The organism is Bradyrhizobium sp. ERR14 (assembly GCF_014198235.1).
Classification (GTDB): domain Bacteria; phylum Pseudomonadota; class Alphaproteobacteria; order Rhizobiales; family Xanthobacteraceae; genus Bradyrhizobium.
In genome coordinates this window covers 50618-76790 of record NZ_JACIHD010000012.1, presented here as the reverse complement: position 1 = coordinate 76790, position 26173 = coordinate 50618, and the positions used below count along the sequence as shown (strand labels likewise).

The 26173-nt window shown below is 57.5% G+C and carries 15 protein-coding genes and 1 pseudogene; 13 read left to right on the top strand and 3 right to left on the bottom strand.

The annotated features are described in order from the left end of the window. Positions 1-611 precede the first annotated feature (611 nt). From nodD1 to GGD62_RS27660, 9 genes are all read left to right on the top strand, one after another. A complete protein-coding gene (gene nodD1, locus GGD62_RS27700) occupies positions 612-1556 on the top strand; it encodes a transcriptional regulator NodD1 (RefSeq protein WP_104462415.1) in 945 nt (314 codons plus the stop codon). A 781-nt stretch (positions 1557-2337) separates the two neighbouring features. Beyond that, a complete protein-coding gene (gene nodD2 / locus GGD62_RS27695) occupies positions 2338-3309 on the top strand; it encodes a transcriptional regulator NodD2 (protein WP_183711271.1) in 972 nt (323 codons plus the stop codon). Positions 3310-4210: 901 nt separating this feature from the next. Next, positions 4211-4924 carry a MerR family transcriptional regulator gene (locus GGD62_RS27690; RefSeq protein ID WP_183258041.1) on the top strand — a complete coding sequence of 238 codons (714 nt, stop codon included), beginning with the start codon at positions 4211-4213 and terminating at the stop codon, positions 4922-4924. Between the two features lie 219 nt (positions 4925-5143). Then, positions 5144-6373, top strand: a complete 1230-nt coding sequence (locus GGD62_RS27685) for a branched-chain amino acid ABC transporter substrate-binding protein (protein ID WP_246800318.1) — start codon at positions 5144-5146, stop codon at positions 6371-6373. 474 nt (positions 6374-6847) lie between these two features. Next, positions 6848-7879: an LLM class flavin-dependent oxidoreductase gene (locus GGD62_RS27680; protein ID WP_183711269.1), complete on the top strand. Its 1032-nt coding sequence runs from the start codon at positions 6848-6850 to the stop codon at positions 7877-7879. A 165-nt stretch (positions 7880-8044) separates the two neighbouring features. After that, entirely contained in the window at positions 8045-8341 is a 297-nt protein-coding gene (locus GGD62_RS27675; RefSeq protein WP_183711267.1) for a hypothetical protein, read from the top strand. Positions 8342-10057: 1716 nt separating this feature from the next. Further along, a complete protein-coding gene (locus tag GGD62_RS41000) occupies positions 10058-10561 on the top strand; it encodes a NolY (protein WP_246800317.1) in 504 nt (167 codons plus the stop codon). Positions 10562-11127: 566 nt separating this feature from the next. Next, the gene (locus GGD62_RS27665; protein WP_246800316.1) at positions 11128-11484 is read left to right on the top strand and encodes a hypothetical protein; all 357 of its coding nucleotides are present in this window, start codon (positions 11128-11130) and stop codon (positions 11482-11484) included. Positions 11485-12327: 843 nt separating this feature from the next. Continuing rightward, on the top strand, positions 12328-13053 hold the full coding sequence (locus GGD62_RS27660) for an outer membrane protein (protein WP_183711265.1): 726 nt from the start codon (positions 12328-12330) through the stop codon (positions 13051-13053). 356 nt (positions 13054-13409) lie between these two features. Here the strand turns inward: GGD62_RS27660 and GGD62_RS27655 are convergent, their stop codons facing one another. Continuing rightward, positions 13410-14135, bottom strand: coding sequence for a LuxR family transcriptional regulator (locus GGD62_RS27655; protein WP_183711367.1), 726 nt, complete (start codon positions 14133-14135; stop codon positions 13410-13412). A gap of 1353 nt (positions 14136-15488) precedes the next feature. Between GGD62_RS27655 and GGD62_RS41905 the strand changes: the two are divergent. Beyond that, positions 15489-16205, top strand: a pseudogene (locus GGD62_RS41905) (sulfite exporter TauE/SafE family protein). 1659 nt (positions 16206-17864) lie between these two features. Next, the gene (gene hemN / locus GGD62_RS27645; RefSeq protein ID WP_183711263.1) at positions 17865-19202 is read left to right on the top strand and encodes an oxygen-independent coproporphyrinogen III oxidase; all 1338 of its coding nucleotides are present in this window, start codon (positions 17865-17867) and stop codon (positions 19200-19202) included. A 406-nt stretch (positions 19203-19608) separates the two neighbouring features. Here hemN and GGD62_RS27640 read toward each other — a convergent pair whose 3' ends face one another. Together GGD62_RS27640 and GGD62_RS27635 are read right to left on the bottom strand one after the other, a co-directional pair. Then, a complete protein-coding gene (locus GGD62_RS27640; RefSeq protein WP_183711261.1) occupies positions 19609-20127 on the bottom strand; it encodes a hypothetical protein in 519 nt (172 codons plus the stop codon). A gap of 669 nt (positions 20128-20796) precedes the next feature. Next, entirely contained in the window at positions 20797-20979 is a 183-nt protein-coding gene (locus tag GGD62_RS27635; protein WP_183711259.1) for a hypothetical protein, read from the bottom strand. 478 nt (positions 20980-21457) lie between these two features. On the opposite strand from GGD62_RS27635, the gene GGD62_RS27630 reads away from it, so the two are divergent. Together GGD62_RS27630 and GGD62_RS27625 are read left to right on the top strand one after the other, a co-directional pair. Further along, positions 21458-22861, top strand: a complete 1404-nt coding sequence (locus tag GGD62_RS27630; protein ID WP_246800314.1) for a carbohydrate porin — start codon at positions 21458-21460, stop codon at positions 22859-22861. Positions 22862-23174: 313 nt separating this feature from the next. Beyond that, entirely contained in the window at positions 23175-25301 is a 2127-nt protein-coding gene (locus GGD62_RS27625; protein ID WP_183711255.1) for a hypothetical protein, read from the top strand. Positions 25302-26173: the final 872 nt, after the last annotated feature.

The window sequence follows — 26173 nt, the reverse complement described above, 5'->3', positions numbered from 1 at the left end:
GAGGCGATTGGACTAGCCCGAATCTGTCTGCACCACGGAGCTTCTCCGCCTCGTCTAGCATCGCTGTCGACGTTTTGACGTCTGCGGGCAGGCCTTCGATGCAGGGGGCCTCATCGACGCCGCATCCTAGTGGCATCAGATCAAATTGCCTCATATGCATCTTCGACACGCCCTGAATGCTGTGGACAGGCGAGCCATTTGAAGAGTCGCCTGAATTACTTGGCATCCGCAATCTGCGCCTGCCGCTATTTCGCGACACTAGAATGCGGCTGAACGCGCTCTCAAGTGTACGCGGGTAAACCTCCAATATGGAAACGGATGAAACACGCATACCAAGGTTTATGGAGATCCGCCTGGCGGCTCGATCGAGCGAGCTTTGCACCGAGAAGAAGCGACGCGGCTGGTACGGCGCGTCCATAGCTGCCCTCGAAGCGGATGCGCCGGCTGCTCGCACGTCCAGGAGTTTTTCTCTGAGCCAGCGTGAACGAGCAGCAGCCATCATGGTATGCCTGATTTCTTTTGCAAACTGATGTTTGCTATCTAACATCCCGCAATTTGGTAAAATCGATTGTTTCGATGGAATACATCCACACGATGGATAGACTCACAACATGCGGTTCAAGGGACTTGATCTAAACCTTCTCGTCGCGCTCGATGCTCTGATGGCGGAGCGCAACCTCACAGCGGCGGCGCGCAAAATTCACCTGAGCCAGCCGGCTATGAGCGCGGCGATCGCGCGGCTGCGCACCTATTTCCGCGATGAGCTATTTACCATGAGAGGTCGCGAGCTTGTCCCGACACCTGGCGCGGAGGCGCTTGCAGGTCCGGTTCGCGAGGCCCTGCTGCACATCCAACTCTCGATCATATCGCGAGACGCGTTTGACCCTGCTCAGTCGAGCCGACGCTTCAGGTTCATTCTCTCCGATTTCATGACGATCGTCTTTCTTCGCCAAATTGTGGACCGTATCGCACAGGAAGCTCCGGCGGTGCGCTTCGAATTGCTGCCATTTTCCGATGAACCCGATGAGCTGCTCCGCCGGGGCGAGGTGGATTTTCTCATTCTGCCGGAACTGTTCATGTCGAGCGCGCATCCTAAGGCGACGCTGTTCGAGGAGACCCTCGTATGCGTGGGATGCCGCGAGAACAAGCAGCTCTCGCGGCAGCTTACGTTCGAGAAATACATCTCGATGGGGCACGTTACGGCGAAGTTCGGACGGGCGCTCAGGCCAAACCTCGAAGAATGGTTTTTGCTTGAGCACGGCGTCAAGAGACGCATTGAGATCGTTGTGCAGGGCTTTAGCCTGATTCCGCCCATATTGTTGGACACAGGCCGTATCGGCACGATGCCCTTACGGCTCGCCAAACACTTCGAAAAGCGGATGCCACTGCGGATCGTCGAGCCACCGCTCCCCCTGCCCACATTCACCGAGGCTGTGCAGTGGCCTGCGTTCCACAATACCGACCCGGCGAGCATTTGGATGCGGCGGATATTGCTGGAGGAAGCATCTAACATGGCATCTGGGAATCAGGAGCCTCCAACTCGCAGGCGCTGCTAGGCTCACCATAAGCCGCTCCCAGCACGTTCCAAATACGCTAACAATCCTTCGACCTGCTCGGCCGCTTTCGCCACTTCAACGTGACTGGGGCCAAGCTGCCAGAGACGGCGATCGGTTGCGAAGACTTGCCGAGTGGTGCGCGAGGTGACCTCGCAGGTGATGTTTGATGCGCTTGCACTGCAAACAGGTGTAAGCGCGAAGCCGATACCCTGGCCTCAGAGTTAGAATGAATGTGCGAAGAAGCCTCCGGCTTGGAACGGGGGTTTGGATGGGATTGGGCAGCAAAAGGGACGCCCATTTGGACGGCTCGTCGGTAAGGCCCGTCAAACAGGCGACGCCCGGCACTATCGCGGCAGAACACACCTCCTCCAGCACAATAATGTTTGACTTGCCCGATAAAATCGCTTGAACCGCACACTGCGTCAGGTTGTAGATTGGCCGCCGTGACTAACGCTGCACTACGCGGCCGTCGACTGGGCGCTTTGGCGAACTCACGGCGCTGGCCGGACACTGTGTTCATCTGCCATTAACCAACTGACCGGGTCCTGTTGCGTGGCTCGCCGGAAGCGGCGAGACCGATCAACTTTGGGATTCCTGACGGTTTCCGGCCGCGGCTGGTCGCCCTACCGCCTTGCTCTCCGTTGTTGCGGTCTTTCACGAGCGTCTTTTCGCCCGCAGGACGGAACGATGTCCATTCGGGCAAGCCAATAGGACCTCTCGAGACGCAGCGGTCACCGCTCGTTTTATGCGCCGCAACCCCGCTCATGCCGGATAAGTAGACATGCGTTTCAAAGGTCTGGATCTAAATCTTCTCGTCGCGCTGGATGCTCTAATGACTGAGCGCAACCTCAGCGCAGCGGCACGCAAGATTAATCTTAGTCAGCCTGCCATGAGCGCGGCCGTTGCCCGGCTGCGTTCCTACTTCCGTGATGAGCTGTTTGGGATGAGGGGGCGGGAACTTGTCCCGACCTCACGCGCGGAAGGACTCGCGGGTCCTGTGCGCGAGGCTCTAACGCACATTGAGCTCTCAATCATCGCGCGACACGTGTTCGATCCAGCTCGATCGAGCCGGCGATTCAGGATCGGCCTTTCTGATTTCATAACAGTCGTATTCTTTCGAAATGTCGTGGAGCGCGTCGCGCGAGAAGCACCCGCCGTCAGCTTCGAACTGGTCGCGCTCACCGATGAGCAGGATGAGCTTCTCCGCCGCGGCGAAGTCGATTTTGTTATCTTGCCCGAATTATTCATGTCCAGCGCGCACCCCAGGGCGGCCCTATTCGAGGAGAGACTCGTCTGCGTAGGTTGCCGCACGAACAGCCAACTACTGCGGCGTCTTACATTTGATCGGTACATGTCGATGGGCCACGTGGCGGTTAAGCTCGGAGGTGCGCGCAAGACGCCGATCGAGGAATCCTTTTTACTCGATCTCGGTCTGAACCGGCGTATCGACATTCTCGTGCAGAGCTTCAGCATGATCCCGCCCCTGCTGGTAGGCACGGACCGCATAGGGACGATGCCATTGGGGCTCGTAAAGCATTTCCAAAGAACGATGCCCCTTCGCATTGCGGAGCTCCCGCAGCCATTCCCCGCCTTCACTGAGGCGGTCCAATGGCCCGTGCTTGACAATAGCGACCCGGAAAGCCTGTGGATGCGAGAGATATTGTTGCAGGAGGCTAGCCGCATGGTGACGGGAGAAGAGCCCTCAATCATCTGCGCTTCGGAACGAGCGGATACTGCCGGAGATTTCGCATGATCTGTCTCGCCTTTTCGTAAGGACGCACGCAAGATCCGCGAACCTCAGCGCAGACAATTCAGGATCGCCTCGCTCGAATTCATGATCGCTCTATAAAGATATTCGCAGCGGACGGCTATCATGACGACGTTGTGTAGGTCTTTCGCACGTTGGCAATAGGCTCGACGTGCGAGCGGCGGCTCAGAATGTTGGCCTGGTTTTAGAGACAGGGCGTTACGTTGCACCCGGCCGCAGGGCGCACCTGCCGCGATACAGCAGAATCGCCGCTGGGCTGCCCTCGTCAACTCTCCGAATCAGTAGTGGCTCCCGATGAGCGGAAACGCTTCGGCTTCTTCGGAGTCGTACCATCACGCACCGTGGGCGTTGTGGTCATCGATCATGCACATGACCGCGATCTCTTGCGCTGTGGAAGCAAGCATCGCGCACCCGTGTTGCCCTGTCGCATCACCTGGGAGTACATCGCATCTTCGTCGCTCCGCGCCGCGGGTCTGACTTGTTTTGGCCCTATCGCAGCCAAACGTCTTGACGACGTGCGCTGCCATGACGCAATGACAAACAAGGAGCTGAACGTTGGAGCAGTGCATCGGCGTATTCGATCCGGAAGAGCTTTCCGTCCTAGGGCGCCTTTATGATAGTGCGGTCACCGCGCTACCCCCATCGATGCGAAGTCCGGAAAATCGCACAGCAATCGCCAAACTAATCCTGGAGCGTACAGCGGCTGGCGAGGCTCGACTGGCATGCCTGACGAACTTATTGATCACCATTTCCCCTCAGGGTTGATCCCCCGCCATTCTGAGGATAGTCACCTCCCACGCGCTGGAATGGAAGACGATCCAGCTAGAGCTTTGAAATAGCTTGAATCACACGTGACGTCAGGTTGTAGGCTTTGAAATTGAACAACATGAGCAAAGCTACACCACGAAGGCGTCGATGGCGCATTGGCGAACTTGCAGAGGCGACCGGAGTAACGGTACGCACGCTGCATCATTATGAACACACCGGGCTACTAGCGGCTTCAGAGCGTACTGACGGCGGCCACCGGATGTACGACCGCGAAAGCGTGCAACGGGTTCACCAGATCCGTGCGCTACGTGAGCTTGGCTTCTCCCTTGTCGAGATCCGTAAAGCTATGGAGGGCACGACCTCACTTATCGATCTTCTACGCAAGCATTTAGAGCGGATAGAACTTCAAGTCGCTCGAGCAACTCTGCTGCGAGATCGCTTGCGCAACATGACCATCGACAGTGATATCCAGGTAAGTGTGGATGAGCTGCCTGCCACCCTCAACGCCATGTCGCGGGTCGAGACGCATAATCAGACGTCCCGATGTACCTGCAAGTTAGCTGCAGATCGCGAGGAGCGGTGGCGGCGGATCCGCAACGACCTGCGTGATTGCATGGATCGGGGCGAGCATCCTTGCGGCGAGCGGGCAAAAGCTGTCGCAGTTGCGGCACGCTTGCTGATCAGCGAAATCGCCGGCGCCGATTCACGCGTTTCGATGATCCTGAAGGTACTTGCACGATTAAGCGCCCCCCGTAGTCTGGCTGGTTGGGACCCCTGCCTCATGCAATATCTCGATCTCGCCCTTGGCGGGTTGGAAGATCAGCCGTACTGACGTCCTCACGGCCGGCTCCGCACGGCATTGCAGATCGGCCCTGGCAATGTGAAAACGCGATGACGCTTGGTTGATCGGCGGCTCCGATACGGGCCGACAGTTTTATTGACTCAACCGGACAGTCGTCACGACCTCGCCGATCGGCGCTCCCTGACACACTGATCGAGGCTCCTTCAAAGGGACTTGAACCGCACGTAACGTCAAATTGTAGGCTCTAGCATGGTCGCAATCTGGCCGACCTCACGCAAGCTTCGCTTGTCAGACACCCTCAACGTGCAGGCACGTCTGATCACAGCTGCTGGCGGTTCACTTCAGGTGAGCATTGGGAGCTCTACAATGTTAAGTGGGCGTTACGCTTCTGCTGCGAGTGCAGCGCTTCTCTTCTGCGCCCTCGCCTCGATTGCGCGCGGCTCCGAGGTCAATATTGCCGTAGTTGGGCCAATGAGCGGAAGCAGCGCTGCCTTCGGCGCGCAAATGCGCGATGGTGCGGCTGTGGCGGTCGAGGCGTTGAACGCTTCTGGCCTACTTCTCGATACCAAGGTGATATTGAGTGTCGCCGACGACGCATGCGACCCGAAGCAGGCTGTCGCAGTCGCGAATAAGCTCACAACGGAGCGGGTCCGGTTGGTCGTTGGCCATTTTTGTTCTTCCTCGTCGATCCCGGCCTCCGGGATTTACGCAGAAGCAGGCATCATTCAGATGTCGCCAGGCTCGTCAAATCCTCAGCTAACAGAACGCGGCCTTGAGAGTGTCTTTCGGATCTGCGGCCGCGACGACCAACAGGGCATCGTTGCCGCAGAGTACATTCACCGGAACTTCCCTAACGACAAGATCGCAGTGCTCGACGACAAGAGCACCGCCGGCAAGGGTATCGCCGACGTCGTTGAAGTACAGCTTCGGAGATTCGGTGAACAAGTCATTCGCCAAAGCTATGTAGCCGGTGAAAAGGATTACAGGGCGCTGGTCTCAAGAATGAAGAAGGATCGGGTGCGCGTCGCCTATATCGGCGGCTATCACACCGAAATCGGATTGTTTGTACGCCAGGCGTCAGAAGCAAGAGCGGGACTCATCGTCATGGCAAGCGATCCGTTGATGACCTCTGAATTCTGGGCCATTACAGGCAGCGCTGGAAATGGCACGTTGTTTACCTTCATGCCGGACCCCGCCAGGAATGCCAATGCGGCCGGCGTGGTGGCCAAACTCAAAGCTTCCAACCTGTCCGCTGAAGGCTACACGCTTTACGCCTATGCAGCCGTGCAAGCATGGGCAGAGGCGGTGATCCGGACCGGCTCTTTCAATGCTGTGCGCGTCGCCAGCGCACTTCGTTCACGGCCGACTGATACCGTGATTGGCCCAGTCCGGTTCGATACAAAGGGAGACAATGCGGCTCCTGGCTTTCTGGTTTACCGCTGGCGAGACGGCCGTGTTGAAACTGTCGAGCAGAACTGATTGGCATCAACGCCGTCTCCCCCAACCCAAAGTGACACCGATGATGAGGCGCACTCAGGTCGTTGGAGCGGCGATACTCGCAAGCTCTCTTATACTTGCAGCTTTCGGAGCGTTTTTTGCTTTCGTTGCAGCGCTCGCAGAGCTACCCGATGTCGAGCTGAAGGAGACGCTACATCCGATGATAGACAAATAGTAGCCGTGCCCGAGCTGATCTGGCTCGCAGGCACAGAACCTCTGAAGCGGTTAACGATGCTTCTGGTCGAGCACATGCTCGCTGTGGAGGCGCTTCGGGAACGTCTAGCAAGGGTGCGGCCGGACTGCCATCTGCGCATTCTCGTGACCACTCACATTGTGCAAGCTCAGATCCGCGCCCCCAAAGAGAAGCGGCCTAAGCGGTCGAATGACGAACGAGACCTCTTTGAGCGCGACGGCATGAAGCAACAGCCATCTGACCCATAACCGGAGATTGATCGAGTGAAGAGTGGCCTTCCTTCAAGACTAAGGTGCGGCATTTTCGACCATTTGGATGACGACGGCCGAGATGCCGCACGACAATATGAAGATCGTCTCAAGCTGATCGAGGTCTGCGACTCGCTCGGCTTCTACGCTTATCACCTGGCCGAACACCACTGCACACCTCATGGCAGGGGGCCCTCGCCGAACCTGTTTCTATCGAGCGTCGCGCAGCGCACCCGGCGATTACGCTTCGGTCCGCTCGTCCTGTTGCTCAACCTTTATCATCCATTGCGCGCGTTCGAGGAGATCTGCATGCTTGACCAATTGAGCGGCGGCAGGCTCGAGGTCGGGATAGGCCGCGGCTCACAGCCGATTGAATGGGGCTTCTTCGGCATCAGTGCAGACGCCGCACCAAGCCGTTATACGGAAGCCAGTGAGATCCTGAATATTGCGCTGAAGGGACATACGTTATCTTATCAGGGACGCCACTTCGAGTTGAGCGAGATACCCTTAACGTTGAGGCCTCATCAACGTCCATATCCGCCTACCTGGATCGCGAGCAATCGGGCTGAGTCGGCGCAGTGGGCCGCTGCAAATGGCGCCAATCTGGCGTGCATAGGCCCCGCCCGTGTTGTCCGGAACGTTACGGACGCCTACCGCTCCCATCGAGCCCACAATACAGCGGCATACGGCCGCGACCCATTTCTCGGGCTGGCCCGCATGGTCGTGATTGCGAAGTCTGATCGGGACGCTCATGCGGCGGCCGAAGCTGCGTATCGGCGATGGCTGGAAAGCTTTAAGTTCCTCTACGAGCTGAAAGACATTCCGACACCGCCCGCCCTTCCGCTGACCTTCGATGCAGCACTTGAAAGCGAATTGTGCGTCGTTGGAACGCCAACTTCGGTCCGACAGCTCCTTCTTCAGCAGATGGAAGTGGCAGGTGCCAACTACTTGCTTTGCCAGGTTGCATTCGGAAACCTTCCGCTGGAGATTTCCCTGTATACCGCAACCGCAATCAAAGCTGAAATTCTCGATAGCTTTGGCGGATAATGTCCATTGGGCGATGGTATGCTTGGCAAGTAGACCGACGCGCTGTGGTTATCCGAAGTTGGTTGCGATTTTGGTTGTTGTTTTCGCTGGGCACAAAGGCGATCGTCAGCCTCAATGGCAGCGATCGAGCCGTTGAGCTGCGCTTGAAGGGAAGTCTTCGCCGGCATGGGCGGAGCTGGCGGCGGTACCGTCTACGTCGGCAACGGCAAGATTGTCGGTGTCGGCGCTGAAAACCTTCGCTGTAGCGGCACCTACATCGAGCAAGGCGGCCGCATAAAGGGGACTGTCAACCTATATGCGCCAACCGGCGGAACGCTGGTAACGGGCGCTCAAGTACCGGCAGACTTCAGATGGAGCCTGACGCTCGATCGACCTGCTAACTTCTCAGATGGGAAGCCACAGGCGCTCATGGTTGAGGGTCGTCCGATACACATTGTTAGGGAGAAAATCGGCGATATCTGACCGCCTGGCGCTCGTATTTGGGGTCGAGCTTTGGCCTAGGGACTGTTTGCGAACCGCTTTCTCAACTCATCCGCGGCCGAACGCTCTTCGTCTGCTTCGATCTCGCGGGCCTCTTCAATGAAGGCCCCCGATTGCTCAGGCTCATCCTGCATCTGCGGGAGGCCGGACCTGGTCGGATAGTCGCCGACGAGACTCCATGACCTCCTCTTCGGCTAATGGGGATCGAGGAGTTTTTTTTGCACCTTCGTGACAACTGGAGTCCGATTTAGAGGCTCGCCAGCGATCACTGCTGCGACCTCTCTCTTCTCAATCATGGCCGCCGGTCATCAACGAATCAGCAGGCGCCCTAAAAGGCGCATAAGACGACAGAAAAAACTAACTGCCCCGCTTTCGATGTAAGAGATGAGATTACGCGCGTGCGCGATCCACGAACTGGATGCATCCCATCAACACTTTCGATTTTACCAATTTCAGCCAAATACCCCATAAGTCGATAGCCGATTTCCGGTAAGCACATTTCACGAATGTCGTGTGAGCAATGGACCCTTTTTGCTTGGAGCACAGTCGCAGGCCGATTCAAGGTTGTTGTGGCTGCATCGCCAACGACACCCATAAATCCTTGGAATCGACGCAGGTGCGGCGCAAATGCGGTCGGATGGCTAATCGCAACGTCTGGCGCGTAATCTATCGCGCTGGCGCCTCCCCCTTTGCAATCATACTAAGCCCCTCCAAGAAGATCGACTCTCACGCACACCGCTTGGCCAAGGTAAATGCGTGCGCTGTATAGAATTGGGGCGGGCGAACTGCCCTCTACATCGGTGCGGGCTGGACTTTTTGCCCTGACCAGGCGGGCGCCGCCTACAATCCGACGCTCTCGTGGCGTTGAAACAAAGCAGTGCGGTCAGCTATCTGACCACGCTAAGTGCAAGCCCCATATCCGCCGGCCACGACGAGGCACTGACGTCGATCGGTGTGATGAGACCAGCCTCGCGATCTTACTGCCCACCCCAGTACGTCTTGTGATCGTGGATTCTCACTCTGCTCGCGTCCTCAGTCTTCGTCGGCGGGCGGCTTCCACACCCATTTCCTACAGATTGAGGCCACTCTATCTCATTCTATGCGCCGGCGCTCTTCGGCCATATCCCGGCGCCGTTATCCCTTCTCAGCAATCCTTACATCACTATCGCAACGAGGGGTGGAGTTGCGCGATCTGCCGGTCTTGTCTCCTAGCGCGCCCACCTTCAAGGAGCCCATCCGCACCCTCACCGGGCCAGGTATCGCCTGTCAACGAATGCAGAGAGAAACCGCAGACGCATGTTATTTCTGGGTTGCCTCGCATGGGCTGGGAATTAATCTTCTGGCATGATGAGGAGACCGGTCTGGACCAGTTGACGGCGCGCCTTCAGCAACAGCTTCGTCCAGCGCCAAGCGCTCTTTACTGCATTCTGCCTGGCGAGGCCTCCGGTTGCGTCCGGATCGCTATGTCCGGCGGCAAGCAATCCGGCAGCAGTTCGGGCCGCACTTCTCGACCTGCCGTCATCAGCAGTGTCCCCGCTGGCTGGAGCCACAGCCACGGTTCGACGCGCTGGACCGGCTCGACGGTCGAATCAAACGACGGGCCATCTACAACGCAGTTAGCAGCGTTCTATAGTCGATTCCGGCTTTGCGGTCCTTCCGCGGCACATGCCTGCCACCCTCTTCCTGCGGCGAACGTGCATGCGCGCCTTGCCTTGTGCAGCAGCCATTCGTTCTATCGCCGCGTCTGCCGTCTCGCGAACGGAAAAGCACGACACAACCGCTACTCAGCCTGCTGCCTGCATTCAATTACTTTGGAGCAACACCGTGGAACTTGACCCTTCCAATTCACGCTCAGAGAACCTCGAGGATCGCATCGACTTGCAACTCGACATCGTGGCCGCCCTCATATGCGAAGAAGGCAACGAGCTCGAAGCGGTCCGACTGCTAAACGCCCTGACAAACCAAATGATTGTGGCGGAACTGGAGCTCGGCCAGCTCGGCGATACGAGAACCTGGGGCCGCGCCGGCGACCGGCAAACGACGCGACTGTCGCGAGACCGTGGCGTTTACTACCCAGAAGACCTTCAGGTTCTGGGACGCCTTCTCGATCAGGCCGTGGCCGCATTACCGGCAGAGCTTCGAACACCCGCCAACCAAATGAAGATCGCGAAACTAATTCTGTCACGTGCAGCAGCGGACTGAGATTTCATTTTTGGCTTTTTCTGCGGCTATTGGTGCGCTTATCGAACTTTATCGCTGGGCTGAGTGCTATGGCCGTACGCACCAGAGATCGACGACTTGGCGTTTATGGGCTCACCGTCCCGTAAGCGCGCCGGTTCCGCTGGCTTTTCCCTATCACAACTGTTCGCCACCATGCTCGAACGCTGGACGCCGCGCAGGGTCGAGCAAAGGACAAGTGCCGGCGGACACATGGCAGAAAGCAAACAAGCAGTGGCTGGAAAACGCCACAGGCTTCCAGAAACGCTTCTTAGCTTGAGACTGCGAAAGGAGCCGAACGATCCATTTTTTATCGATGTTCGGCTTTAGTCGTGATTGGCATGGGCCGATCTTCCGATTGCAGGAAGAAGAGCCCCAATTATCGACGGATACCGAGCAACAAGAGCACTTCGGCAACGAGCCGCGCGAACAATGCGAGCTGGTTTCAACCGCCTCAGAATTATTCGAATTGCGCCTGGCAATACGACATTTGCGGTCATCGTAACTTCAACAAACATCTATAAATTCATTGAAGCATCGAGAGCAGCTCGATGTCTGAGCGTACTGCGGCTCTGATGTCTTACTTGCTGGGACAAGCCGCAGACTCTCGGTTTGCTTTTGCGAAGGTACTTCCTTGTATCAGGACGCCGTGGAGTGTTGAGATGGATCAGTTGTTATCCGACCAAGTGGAGATGCAAGATGCTATCGTGAGCGTCGCATTTGACAAAGCCTGGCGCTTTGTTGAGAAGGATCCGTTGCTGGCGCATAATCGCAAGACGGTCCTCCATAGCCGGTTGTGCACTTTCCTTGAGTCTTCGATAAGGAAGGGTGAACGGAATACTTTGAATCTGGCTAACGAGGCGATACGCAGCTTGCGGGCTGAACTGGCGCCGTCGACCGAGCAATAAGGCGCTTGAAGCTCTACTGCCACATGAGTTGGCTTGTTAAGGCTCTTGGGGGCCTATGCCGCGGGAAAACAAGGGGGCAGAGCATGGTGGAGCTGACCTTAATCCACTCATATTCAGCCCCGCCGAAGACGAGCACGTTCGCGACGACTGACGCCTATGCAGCTCTTCCGGTGACCCAGACCAGTCAACTGGAACCTGGAGTCGGCGACGAGACGGGGCAGTCGCAGTAATATTCGCTGGCGCCAGCGAGCCATACCGTTTCCTCTCTTGACCTTTGGCTCGGCACGAGCTTGCGCAAAGTTCAAGCAAGAGCCTCGTCAAGCACAGCCGCATCGGCTCTTGATCATTCGTCGATCGACGTCGAGGTTGAGGAACATCGTGCTACACTTGCGATAGGTCCTGAGCGAAGCGATCCAGGCCTGTGATCGATCATCGCCGCATCGCTACGATTGCAAGCGGCAGCACGACCGTCCTGCCGGAAGAATGAGCTTGAGCGCAGGAGACGCGTCCTCGATCAGCGGCCTTGCGTGCATGCACGGGACGTGTTGGCGCGGCCTTGTCGCTAGTCAGCGACAGAGGGAGCCAAACAGCTCGCAGCATTGCCTCCCGTCACTGGTCATCACGAACGTATCGTATTCAAAGGAGCATCTGCGCGAAGGACCAGTGTCGGGCCCCAGCATTGCGGTCGAGGCAGTGCATGGCAAGTTGTGCGCTCCACAATCTGACGCAGCGTGCGATTGGACCCATTTCTTTCGAAGACATGTTGTGCGGCAGTTACAGCAATTCGCGTTCATATTGTTAAACGCACGGCGCCGGGGGGCACCGAAAGGAAACGACACTCGAATGAAAAAGATTCTGATTCTGACCGCAAGCATCGGCGCACTCGGTGCCGCCGCTCCCTCATTCGGCGCGGACTTGGCTGAGCAACCTGTCAAGGTCAAGGCGGGAGCGCTGCCGGTCGCAGCCCCGATCATCGATTGGTCCGGCTACTATATCGGCGTCAATGGTGGCTGGGGAACGAGCCACAATTGCTGGGATTTCAATGGCGTCACTCCCGAGGGCTGCCATAATTCGACTGGCGGGACCATTGGCGGCCAGATTGGCTATCGTTGGCACATCTTCAACATGGTCTACGGCATCGAAGGTCAGGGCAATTGGGCCGACTTCAGCGGCTCCAATGTCAGCACCGCCTTTCCGGCAAACACCGTTGGCACCACGACAGATGCATTCGGTCTACTCACGGGGCATATCGGCTACGCGTTCAATGCCGTCCTACTTTACGGAAAGGGTGGTGCTGCGGTGACCAGCAACACCTATCACCTCAACTCGGTAGCTCCAGGCACCGAGCTTGCCAACAGCAATGATGTGCGTTGGGGTGGCGTGCTGGGGGCCGGTGCCGAATTCAGCCTCACGCCGAACTGGTCAGCTGGCGTCGAGTATAACCATTTGTTCATGCAGCGGAGCAACATAAACTTCCCAACCGCGCTTGGCGCGGATCGCGTCCACCAGGACGTCGATCTCATTACGGCACGGCTCAATTACAAGTTTGGCTCGCCCTTTGCCAAATAGAGACCTCCACGCGGTTGCGTGAATCGGAACCCCGACCCCCGGTCGGGGTTCTTTCCTCAGCTGCTCCTCTCCCCTGCCGGCCACCAATCCAGTTCCGAAGCACCAGGTGCGAGCTCGTCTGGGCAATGGATCCACAGGCTGGGTGGTGGTGTGGCCGAGATGCTTACCACACTGGGGGAACAGGTCAGTCGGTTCGACAATTCATCGATCTTAAGAAGTCCCACAACCTCACGCAGCGTGAGATAGCGGACTTGCTCCAAGGAGCGTCGTATCTGCGAGCTCGCCGAAGGCGCCAAGCTCAACATGCCAGAAGCTGGAAGCCGACGATTTGGCTGTTAGCGCCCCGTTCTCAAAATTCAAAGAACATGGAGGCGAATAGCGATAGCGACTGCTTGAATTCGGCTGGTCGCACCCAACTTGCGCGTCGCATTCTTGACATGAAAGTTGACTGTATTGTCGCTGATTCCCAGTATCTTCCCAATTTCCCATGACGACTTCCCCTCTGCCACCCATCGCATGCAACTGATCTCTCGCTTCGATAATGCCACTTTTCTTTCGCAACCATTATCGCAGGGGCGAGCGATGTCGCCATAGGCGGTGTGAAACTGCCAGGCCAGCGCGTTGAGATGACCGATTCGATTCTGAGGATCAGCATCGTCGAACGCAGATGCAAACGACACCACAGATATCCGACCCAACGGGCCAAACAACGGCACGCTCATGCCATGCTTCAGCCCCGCCTCTCTCGCCTCGTCCAGTACGCGTCGTTCGTCCGGTTGAAGCTGATAGTGGTCGGCGAGCTGATCCCACAAAAACGGCCGCGAAAGCATCGGCGTCCGCCGGACCACCGGATCGATAGTATGGTACTGGCGCTTGAAGTATCGGTCGCACCAGTCTGGCGGCCACTTCACAGCCACAGTCGGGGGTGGATACTCCGCCAGCCGAAGTGGCTCAACGAAGTTGAGAGCGCCGTATGCGACTTCGCTGAAGCCTTCCTTGGTAGCACAGCCTACAAGAAGCTCGAATAGCGCTCTGAGTGAATGAGTCTGTTTCGCGCATTCGGTGAAGCTAAAGAGGTCCATGATGGGCGCTTCAGTACGGCGATCGAGCTCGCCGTAATCGTGTTCGATTGCGCTTGTTTCAGGCGGAGCCAAATTCCAGTCCATGAGCTGAACTCGAGTTTTAGTTATTCGTGCAGTCTGAGCGCTCGCGCTGCGCCGGGCGCCATTCGCCGTATTCGTTGCCCTGCCGCCGAATGCGCGGGCATGATCGCATCAAACACCGGAGATAGCGCCATCATCCCTGCCTCCGAGGCTGAGCGGAAGTGATCGGTCCAGTTCGCCGATAGCGCACTCGCCAAATCGGAGATCATCGCCCATCATCCGTGTTGAAGGATTGTGCCACCGATACGAACCCAATGGTGTGCCGTTTGATGATGCCGGCACCGATAGAAGGTCCGCTGTCCTGGACTAAGCTTCCAAACAGCTCTAGCGCTAGAGGCTTGGCTTTGTTGAGCTTGCATGGCGAGAAAACGAAACGACGCTTTGGTTTGTCTCGAGGCCGAGCACGACAAGATCCAGGGCTCTGATCTGCGCGATACAGCTAAGCTCGAGCGGTTGGCGGCGCGGGGGTTCGGCGAGCGTCCTGTCAGCAACCATTCTCTGCTTAGAGACGAAGACAACAGGAGAGTCATGTCTTTTCCCAATCTCTCGAATTGCCATCGCTAACCGTTCGCCGATTCTCCGCTGTGCGACGGCGCCGGGGACGCGATCGATGAGCAACACGGAACAGTCGAGGCAGAAGCCGTACTCCTCGCATCATTGTGCGGCGTCTCATCGAATCCGTCCGGTAGGCTTGGCGCAAACGTGCCGAACGTGCAGAAAGGGGCCACCTTAAAGGCCTAACGAGAGATACTCGTAACCGCGAGATCTGCTTGATGCGGAGGACACTTTGCATGCGCTTCTCCAGCAGGGAGAGGACCCGCCGCCAGACTAGCAAGTGTCATACCATCTGTTGATTTCACCAAAATCAAACGTCGCAGAACGGGTTTCGAACGCCCACGGTTGGTCGCGACGTAGGAGCGTCGAAGCATTTATGACATCCGGAGGAAAGGCGACAGCACCATTGCTGGGCGCGGCAAGCGGTGAGCTACAGCAAGAAATGCAGCTCACCTCGGCGGCCCCCTCGAGGGCCGCACCCCTTACGGCCCAAACGCAGCCCTATTGCAGCCCAGTCAAGTACCAAGTTCGGCAATTGATGGGACGGTCCAAACACAGCACTCGTTAAGGAACTTAAACTGACTGCACCTCCGGCCAGCGCTTCCGGCGAAGCTCCTAGATCGTCCCAAGCAGAAACACAGTTAGATCGCACCTGATGCACGAAATCATGATGGGCTCGGTGGAAGACGGCGAAGATCGTCGCCAAGGTAGTGAAGCATAGCTACTCTGCTCTTCGCGATCATCTCACTGCTCTATGCGAGCGTTGGCCAGGCAGGTGGCACTGCATTCGTCTCGCTAATGGCATTTTTGGGTATGTCATCGACGGAGATGCGCCCGACGGCGCTTGGTCTCAACATTGTCGTCGCGACTTATTCTACGTGGCTCTTCAACCGCAACAAGGTCGTTGACTGGGCAATCCTGCGCCCGCTTCTCTTTTCGTCGGTGCCAGCGTCGCTTGCCGGTGGCTGAATTGTGCTCGAAGACCACATGTACAAGACGCTGACCGGGCTTGTTCTTCTTCTGGCGAGCGCAATGATGATCATGCAGCGGAGACGAGCTGCCGATCGTCTTTGCGAAACTCCGCTCACGGCAAGCGTGAGCATTGGCGCGGCCCTCGGCCTGATTTCCGGCCTGACCGGCGTGGGCGGCGGAGTGTTCCTCGCGCCGACGCTCATCACACTGAATTGGGCATCACCGAAGCAGACCGTCGCGTTATCACCACCTTTTATTCTGGCCAACTCCACCGTCGGCTTCGTCGGAGCTCGTTTCAGCGGCCAATTTCCCTCTCCGGATTTGGCTCTTTACGCTATCTCCGCGCTGGCGGGTGCAGTCGCTGGAACGGTAGTCAGCCTGAACTACCTGAACCCGGCAGGCATCAAATTTATCCTCGTGGCGGTTATGCTCGTTGCCGGCATCCAGTTGGTTCTTGCTTGAAAGTCTCAACTCCCATTTTCGTGGGATCGGCAGGAGATCCAGCACGGTCAGATCGGGGTGCAACATGACGGAGGCCGCAGCTTAAGTCTGGTCGGCGCCTTGCCTAACTCTGAAAGCCGACAACGCGACCACGAAAAGCTGTCGAGTCGAGCGACGATGGGGCGGATCACCTCGTGCATCCCAGCTGATCGCCATGAGCCGAGCGGTCCGTACCTAGTCACATCCCGTTCGCGCTTCCAATTTGGCGGGAGGGTCAATGTTTGCTGGCGCACGAGCGGGATAAGGCGCTCCTCCATCTCGTCTGTGGCCTGCGCGGCCCTCTAGGGCCACGAAGCCGTCAAAATGTCCGCGTGCTGCCTTTGAAATCAGCCGCGCATCCTTTTACCGGCCCCCGATGAGTTCGATGCCTTCGGCGTTGTACAACAGAAGCTGGGTGGAGTGCCCACTTTCGACCGATCCAGCTGTTTGGCGGCAATCTCCTTGAGGCCTGGCTAGGCTCAGCTCTCATTCGTGCGAGACGAGCCCCAGGTTCGATTGGCCTACCGAACCACAAACTTCCTCGATCCATTGTGAATGGACTGAAATGCCAGGATGCGAAGGTTAATTTCATGCAATGAACAGGCGCAAGATCTCCGAGCCGGCTCCTGCATGGACGGCTCCAGCTCGCAGCCGAGAACATAGTGACGGGATGGTCGACGCCTGACCAGGCGGTCTATGTGAAACTGAGAGCTGCGATCGCATCGCTGCGACGCCAATGAAGGCTATGGAATAGATATGCGGGATCTGGCAGGGATCGATAGCTCCAAAACCGATGTAAAATGAAAATAACCCAGTTGATGAACAAGAGTAGAAACTATTGCAGATAGTGTCTCGTCCGATGCATCCGGCCGGAGTTCGCTTTGCCATCAGCAAGACGTCCTAAGCCGTTGTGAGTTGGTGAGCTGCATTAGACAGCGACGAGACGCCGCCGAACCAAGGCGCCCCGACGCACTTCGCCGGGGGGCTGAAAGTGCGCTGGGGTCGCCCCAACATCATCAGTACATCCGTGATGATGCTTGTGGCAATGAGACAACCAGCGTGGCGGAATTGAGGCTTATGCGTTCGATACTAGGGATTAGGAATTGTTATCGTCTGCTGCGCTAAAACGATATGAATCGCACGTCGCGTCACGTTGTGCTCTTGCGCTCCTCGCGCTCCCATCTGGCAAGCAACTTATCTTCCGTGTCACGCCGGCCCGACGGAGGCATCCTTCGAACTCTGTGAGCAACCAATCGGCTTTGCTTGAAAAAACCGGTTTGAAGATCCAGAAGCTCAGCTGCTCATGGTGAGACCTACAAGTCTCTGTTTTCGTCGCAAAACTAACTGGCCACCAGCGAATGCGAACCGACGTGCCCTCGGATGAGCGATTGATCGTTCGCGCCGGCTCGTCGTGCCGTCTAGCCGCTTCAACCGTGCTCGCACGAGAAAATTCATACCTTAACGTCCAGATAATCGCCAACGAGCGGCTCTCACTCCCTGCTCTGCCCCTAAGCCGCGTTGGCAGTAACATCGAAAACGGGACCAGATCTCAGAAACCACTAGCCGGGTTTGACATAACGCAAAGACACAAGAGAGGCCATCGGTCAGCTTCATGCTGTTTTAGCATGGGAAAGTTAAGCCTTGCAGACCTCCCTTCTAAACAAGTATTGCGATGCTCGCCTGCCTTGGTACACCATCTATCCAACCGTACCGGATTTCTCCGCGATGGTCGGTGCCAAGACTTGTGAGACATGGCTGAGGCGGCTGCCGCCCGACGAGCCCGTATCGCTCTACATCCACGTTCCGTTCTGTCGCTCTATATGTTGGTATTGCGGCTTCCCTACAAGCCTCACTGGCGGCGAGCGACCGGTCCGCAATTATTTGGCGGCAGTGCGGGACGAGATAGGCTTGGTCGCAGAGCAAGTGCCGCGCGCTCTGCCGGTGCGCGACGTGCATTTCGGCGGCGGGACGCCGACCACCATTGCACCGAGCGATTTTCTCGCCTTGATGGAACTCCTGCGCCACTGCTTTGCATTCAGCAAATCAGCTAGCATCGCCATAGAAATCGATCCACGTGGAGTCACGGCCGAGATGGTCGAAACGTTACAAGCGGCCGGGATCAACCGCGCGAGCATCGGCGTGCAAAGCTTCGATCCGGTGGTTCAAAGGTCGGTCAACCGCGTGCAGAGCGAGGAGCTCACAGCTTCGGTCGTCGAAAGTCTACGCCAGCATGGCATAAGCCGCATCAATTTCGACCTTCTCTTCGGACTGCCGCATCAGACGGTGCGGTCCTGCGTGGACTCCGCGCGGGCGGCTCTGGCCATGCGGCCAGACCGGCTTGCGGTTTTCGGCTATGCTCACGTCCCCTCCTATATGAAACGTCAGCGCCAGATCGATGAGACGGCGCTGCCGGATAATGTCGCCCGCGCTGAGCAGGCCGCGGCTATTGCAGATACGCTGGTCTCGGCCGGCTACCGCCAGATCGGGCTCGACCATTTCGCCCTGCCCAATGACGAGCTCGCGCTGGCCCAGAAAGCTGGTCGGCTGCGCCGCAGCTCCCTGGGTTATTCGGCTGATACCTGCAAAGCCGTGATCGGCTTAGGTCCGTCAGCCATCGGCCGTCTGCGTGACGGTTACGTCCAGAACGAGATCGCAACCGCTTCCTATCACCAACACATTCAGGCTGGCCGTCTGGCAACCTCAAAAGGCTACTGTCTCACCGCCGAAGATCGCGTCCGCGCCGCAATCATCGAGCGTTTGATGTGCGATTTGCAGGCCGACGTACCAGCGATCTGTTCTGCTCACGGATTTGATCCGATTCCTCTTCTCGATTCGGCCGAGCGCCTGGGAATGCTTGCCAAGGACGGGATAGTGGAGATTGAAGAGGGATTCATTCGGGTCAAGCAGGAACACCGGTTTGTCATTCGCGCCGTTGCTGCCGCGTTCGACACTTATCTCGACCGCATCCCTATTAACTAAGCCACGCATGTGAGCAGATCCCAAAGCTCTAAGATCTTTGTGAGGCAGCGATCGGAAGAAGCGCCTCGGGACAGGCAGATTTCGAAGAAGCAGCGGCGGTGTGATGACACGAGCCTCCAGGTATAGTCTCAGAACTGGCGAGGGCTGATTAAAAAGGGAGCTGATCGCAAGGAGAGGCGCAGCGCGCTCAGCCGCTCAGGGCCACGCCTCGATCATCCAGAAAGTGCTCTGCCCCACCTTCCCTGGAGTGCTCTCGATGATAGTGACGGCCTCAGTGACATGCCGCTGGAGACGACGGCGCCCGCACAAGCTTCGGGTATTTGACGACCGGTGCAGCTTTGCGAAGCTACGGTCGACCTCATCGAGCACAGTTGGAGACTCGACCACGCCTGCAGCGTCTCAGACCTCAAGGCTCGGCTGCCTTCGGTCCGGCGATCACTGGCGCGCCTCCGACGGAAACAGGTGCCTGTGGTTTGGACCGCCCGAAGCGTTTCCTGACGACGCTCGAAACCGCCCGGGCTGGCGCCGAAGGAGGCTCGGAAGCAGCAGAAGGGACAGGTGTTAAACTCTGCAGCGAATCGATCCGCGAAGTCAGCATGGTGATCTGATCGAGGATCCCTTTGAGGTCGTCCCGCTGGGCATTGATCCGGCTGTTGAGTAATGCGATCTCATCGCCAGTTTTCCGCTGTGCCCAGTTTATCTCAAACAAGGCTGCTCTGTCCTCCAGTGAGAGGCTCATCGTTGAAGCGACGTCCCGGGCTTCCGGCGTCTCGACAAACGCTTCAAAGTTAGCCCAAAGCCAGACGCCAGCAGCACACGAGCTGACGAGGACAAGCGGGAGCACCAAAACCGGGAGAATTCGTCTTGACGGCCCGCGCAAGAGCGGCCGCAAGTCTGAAGCGGCCGCTTGATCGATCAAGTCCATTTTCCCTCGCCTAAGATCCCATCTAGCAGGCTTGTTTTGTCGACGCCATAGGCCGCGATGCTCACGCGCTCCAGGAGCTGCGAGCGTCGACGATAATCAATCTTGCCGAGCTTCCCGATCGGCTGCCCTGCTCCTATGAAACGCTACTTCTTGAGGAACGCAACGCGACAATTTGCGCGCGTTCTCCATGATAGCGTCACCAGCGAGCAATGGTATTCATCTTCGCCGGCGATGGCGCAGCATTTTTTCGCCATTCAGAAGAACCCTGGAGATTTTCTTACCCACGGCACGAATGCACACCGTTCACTCATTCCTGCAGTGTGTTCGATCGAGCCCCCCTCACGGCTTGCCGAGACCAGCAACTTCCTCTGGGACTCGCCACGTAAGCGCAACGGCTGATCGGCCGAGCAGCAATTGCCGATCGGACAGGCAAACACTGCAGCTGGTCAACTACCAATTCCGGCAGATTGTTCGAGATGACGGGCACGTGGCAAGCGTGACCAACGAAAGCCGCGCACGTCAAGGATTCGGATGCAAGACAGATTTTGCGGCGCTGACGGCAGCCAGCAACTGCTCGCCGATACCCGCCAAAGCTGCTCGATGGCCGATTCCTCCGGTCTCCTGGGCCGTCACGTTGGATGTTGTGGTGAGGTTGCCGCGCGCGCAACTTCAAGCCTGGCGATTGTCTCGTGTTTCGCTGACAACGATACCGCTAAAGCGCTTCGCGAATCCAAGCCTCTTGCATGGCGAGCCTTGCTTTCCGGTAGCTGCCGTTTCGTCCAGAATGCCGCCTTCGATGCAGATGCGCGACACCGCCAGACCCGCCTGACCCACAGTGAGCAGGGCGGACATTCGCAATGTTTGTGGCCAGGAAAGCATGCCCTCGCGCGCTCATCGTGAGCATTTGCCGAGGCAGTGCCCTTCTCTGGCTCTCGGCGCACCGGCGTTATGCACCAGCAGAGTTTCGGACCAGATCATCATCGCGCTGGGGGCTGAGAGGTTCAGCAAGCCTGAGTGGTCCTCTTCGGATGGATCGCGTTCTGGCTCGTCCCCCTCGCCCTCGGACGCGAAAACGTCGGGAGCTCACTCTGGGCCAATCAGGCGCAGTTCAACCTATTCATGGCCAGCAGACATGGACCCGAAGTACGCCATGCGTGATTGCCTTCTTACGACGACCTCGCCTCGGACATACTCGGCTACGGCAGCGCTTTCTTTCAATTTCAGACCCAGGGGAACTCAATCTGCGCTTGTTATCGCATTTTCGCTAGCGGCTTGTCTGGTCGGCAATTCCGTACTGGGACAAACCGCGGGCGGACTTGATCCCAGTTCTATGGATCAGGCCAGCAAAAGAGGAAAGACCTCCGATCGGGCCGCAAGGCTCCGGATCGACCTGATCCGTCAGGCAATCCGCCCTCCTGCTCCGGCGCCAGCAGCAGGTCCCGGAGTGCCTTTTGAGAAGCGCGGCAATGCGGGCAGGGGTGCCCAGAAGAGACCGCAAAAGACGATCGATCCCTTCGAAAGGTACGACAAGCTGCGTGAAAAAGGGTTGTGGTTCAACATACCTGGCCCTGCCGACACGATTGATCAGGACAATGACGGCGTTAGATCGGCGCTGGCAGACGTCGGCATCGGCTACATCGGCTGGACGCACAACAGCTTTGTAAACAACCAGCTGCCGAATGCGGCCAGAAGCACTATCGCAAACCAGCTTTATATGGGCCAGAACCCGACCTTCGCGTCGGCAAACTTCATGATCGTCACCTACGATCTCAGCCGGTTTGGCATTGCCGACGGACAGATTGTCGTAGGAGCCGAGCAGCAATACTGGACGTGGGATCGACCGGGACCAGATCGAGCGGGAATCAATACGCTCGCCTACTACCAGACTTTCTTCGACAGGACGCTAGAACTCAAACTTGGCTACCTCAGAAACCAAAATGAGTTCACCGGCACATTATTTGGAGGGATTACAGGATCGAACATGTCTGCCTTGTTCCAGGCAGGGATGAGCACCAATGCTGCGCCGACGCCGGCGGTTAACTTGAAGTACAATTTTGACGATCGCTTTTACAACAAGGTCTCCGTCCAGCGCTCAATCAGTCCAGATGGTGCCTATGCCCACATAACCGAGAATCCCACCGGCTTGAACTGGAGCACGGCCAATGCGGGCATCCTTCTCGTCGACGAAGCCGGCTACAAGAGCAAGGCTGCTGCAGGCGTACCCGACACGTGGCTACGGGCGGGCGCTGGTTTGAACAGTAGCCGCTACACGAATTTGGCGGATCCCAAGCAACAAAGGGAGAGCGGGAATAATTTTCACTACATCGCTGCGGACAGGCAGCTCTGGCAGATTGACGCGAGTGGGACGCCGTCTCGCGGCATCTATGGCGGCTTCTCCATCATGGGAGCTCCGCCTGTCCTCAACAAGATCAGCCAATATTACGAGCTTCGTCTCTATGCGAAAGGGCCCTTTGATAGCCGGCCCAGTGATCTGATTGCACTCGTTGCTAGCAAGACGAGCTGGAGCAAATTTGCGGTGGATGCTGCCCTGGCTAAAGGCCAGCTTGCGCATCGTGATACCACGGCAATCACCGGAACATATACCGCCCATCTTGCTCCGGGGATATATGCAGGCGTGGGATTATCATACGTTCATAACCCCACAAGCATCACGCACACGCCTCAAACTGAACACGCGCTCAATCTGTTGGTATCTACGTTGATATTCTTCTGATCATCGCAAACGCCATTTTGGTTCCATCATCTCGTGCCGCATGGGACTTGAGCTTCGCGATCTCGTTGAAGGGACCGGCGCCAGACGAGCCCGTTGGGATTGCGCCAGCTGTAAGAGCTTATGGACAAAAGATGTCCTTGGATCCCAGGCAGGGTGAGGCGGATTGTTCAGGAGAGCCTGGTCCCGAACGCGGTCATTTCCGAGGTTGGCCACCGCGATTAACTCTCCGCCGCGGAACCATAGCCAGGTCAGGTTCTCGAAAGCTTGCCCGACTAGGCAGACCTGTTCAGGTGATCCTGGAGGTGAGGTTAGTGTGGACCCGCAAGATCTTGATCCGTTTAACGTGCCAGCTTGTTCGCAAGTGCAGCACGCCGTCTCGCAAGAGCCGCAGACAAGCCAGGCCGGGCAAGATGGCTTTGAGCAGCACTTGGCTGAGGCAAGGCAGGCCCAACCCGCGCCCGTCGGCGCTGGACGCTCCTATCCACATCTATCTACAGAAGACCGGGACCTTATCGACAGGGCGGTTGCTCAATATACGGCTCAGAAGAACCCACAACCGAACACGGTCAAGCTTTATACTCAGGCACTTCGTCGACTGGCGAATGATCTCCGCGCCCGTGGCCAAACGACTGATCTAAGGGACCACCAGTCCCTGGTTAATCACCTGGATACTTACTTTCCGAAAGACGCCCTCATGAAGACAGGCGTAAGCGTGCTTCGTGCGTATCATGATTCCGGCCATTTGGTTTCTCGCGGGCGACCGCGCGCGCTCCCCTCGGCGAAAGACGCATCTAACGATGGCCAGCAATCCCCGGATGAAGCGATGGATCCAAGTGCCCGGAGCAATCTTCTGGCAAGCGAGGAGGCCCCCATCAATCATGAACATGACGCAACTCAATCGAGAGCAGCGAAAAGACAGAGGACGCTGAACGATCTGGAAGAAGTTCTGGTATATCGGAAACCGAGCGCAAGCGCCGCCTCAGGAGGAAGTGGCGGAGCAATGCCGGTCGCCTCAACGGGCGTCATAATCCGGGGGCAGTGGGACAGGCGGCCTCTTTATCCCGAGGATGCTGCCGATATCTTCAGGCTTGAGGAGGCGCTTATTGAGGGCGGGACGGCCGCCGTTACGGCGAAGCAGCATGCAGGTTCTCTTATTGGCTATAGCCGTTGGCTCTTCGCAAACAACAAGCCAAGCATTGTTGCTCGGCTAGACGGCAAATCGCTGAGCGATGGCAGTGACGTGCGCGAGTTCAGCGGTTCCTCTAATAGCAACAGACTCGTTAAAGCATTAGAGCATCTGCGGACCTTTCGGTCGACGGGCGTAGTCGTGCCCATCGTGCGTCCAGGGCGCACTCGCGCTAAGCTCAATCCTCCCAACGTGCCTCCAATCAATCCCGAAACCGCGTCACTGACGGACCCGATACGCATCGACGGCGCCGCTGCGCAGCACCGCGCGTTGCAGGAAGCTGAGCGGCAAGAGGAGCATCAGGACTTGCAGGAAAATCTACCCGTCCCGTTGGCGTCGGCTCTCCTCCAAGGACAGGTCGCGGTCGATCCAGAGCAGCTTCCTCAGGAGCAGCTTCGCCGCGGACTGGACCATCTTGATGACGAAGCAATCCCTTTGCCAGTTCCCGTCCGTTCAGAGGAGGAGCTTCAACGACTGGAAAAGAACTTGCACGACGAACTTCAGGGACGATTGGAGGATCATGCAGCTCCTTCGTTCTTCATTGATCCGGAGGAGTTTACTTTCGATCCAGACCAGTTCTCTCAAGTGGAGTTTCGGCGGCTGCTGGAGGATGAAGACGCACAGGAGGTTACCGAGGGGCGAGATGATCAACCCGCCACCTCGGCGTTCGTCCAAGAGCAAGTCGCATCCGATTCGGAGCAGCTACCTCAGGCAGATCTTCGACGAGTACTGGATCATCTCGATGATCAACCCAGCGACTCGCCAGTCTCCGTCCCTCCAGAGGAGCTGCGGCAACTGGAAAAGGACTTGCACGACGCGCTTCACGGACTACGGGATGATCACTTCGCTCCTCCTGTTTCCATTGATTCAGAAGAATTTACGTTCGATCCAGGGCGGTCCCCTCCAGAGGAGCTTTGGCAACTGCTTGATGATGGGTCCGCAGAGCAGCTACAGGAAAGGCACGATGATCAATTCGCCTCGCCGTCTCTTATCCAGGAGCAAGTCGCATTCGATTCAGAGCAGCTTCTTCAGGGGGAGCTTCGGCGAGTACTGGATCTTGTCGATAATCAACACGTCCCAGTCTCCGTGCCTTCCGAGGAGCTCCAGCAACTGGAAAAGGACTTACATGACGAGCTTCACGGACGAGGGGATAATCACCTTGCCGCTCCAGCGTCTATTGATCCAGAAGACTTTGCTTTGGATCTGGAGCAATTCCCTCCAAGTGAGCTTCGGCGCATGCTTGATGATGAATAAGCAGAGGAGCTTTCAGAAAAGCCGAGATGATCAACCCGCCCCCGTCCGCTTTCGTGCAAGGGCACATCGCGATACGGGGTACCGCCAATTTATATCGCGAAGGACTCCAGCGAGCCTACCATGATTGATGGCAGCCTTGATCGACTACCTTCGTCTAAGCTGGTTGCCGATCTAGGAGAGACTCGAATGGCCAAACGCACGCATTCGTTGCACTAACAAGAAGGACGGAAAGAACCCTCACGAAAGGATCACACACGTCGGCGGACTAAACCCCGACGTAAACGCAGCGGAAGCGATCCATCGATCAGGCAATCAAAGACATCGAGAGCGGCGAATGGGAGTTCTATGTCGAAGAATACGGCCGCACGGTTGATGTGGTGTGAGCCACTCACGACGGACCCGACAATGTCCTTTCGCTACTAGTCGAGTGTCGCTGATGGATCGCCGGTCCGCACTGCGCTCTCAAGGGGGTCTGCCCGATAGGTAGGCCGAGCCCCTCCCAGATACCAGTCAGCGCCTTGCGAGCGTAAAGGCGGAATGCGCGGGATGCCCCCCGAACGCATCCTCGGGCAACCGCAAAAGGCGATTGCGTCGGCATTTGACGATGGCCCCAAGTTCATCTGGTCAGGGCGTAATATCCGCCCCAAGCGCCTCATCTCGGCGGGCGAACGCTTGTCCCGTTTATGATCACCATCCACTTCGACCAAAGTGGAAGTTAGCGGCAACGTGATTCGGCGCTTTGTCGGCCCTGAAAAGCGCTGTCCCTACCACGCGCCGCTAACTTGGCTGGGCTGCCTTGCCATAACAAAGCTACCACCTCGCCTTCCCAGGAGTGTCGTCAAGCTCCACGGGCTGCGAATTGTAGCGCCAAG